The sequence below is a fragment of the Vibrio anguillarum genome (assembly GCF_001989995.2).
GTDB lineage: Bacteria > Pseudomonadota > Gammaproteobacteria > Enterobacterales > Vibrionaceae > Vibrio > Vibrio anguillarum.
Window position 1 is genome coordinate 1 of sequence record NZ_JAHGUP010000110.1, and the last position, 221, is coordinate 221.

General features: G+C 40.3%; 1 protein-coding gene. It reads left to right on the top strand.

Translation table 11 applies throughout. From position 1 onward, the window contains the following. Positions 1-176, top strand: a 176-nt coding sequence (gene tnpB, locus PL85_RS19105) for an IS66 family insertion sequence element accessory protein TnpB (protein ID WP_194557419.1), incomplete at its 5' end; no start/stop codon positions are given. Between the last annotated feature and the right edge of the window lie 45 nt (positions 177-221).

Sequence of the window (221 nt, forward strand, 5' to 3'; positions counted from 1 at the left end):
ATAAAACGGGCTTTGCCCTGTGGTACAAACGGTTGGAAAAAGCCAAATTCAAATGGCCCACTCAAGAGAAAAAGCAGGTCTACACCCTGACTCAATTTGACTTAGATAGACTGTTATCTGGCTTCACGATAATCGGCCATAAACCGATAAAAATAGACAACTTTACAATGAGTTGAACCCGATAAAAGTGAGTTATACCAAGCCTTGACGTGGTGTTTTTA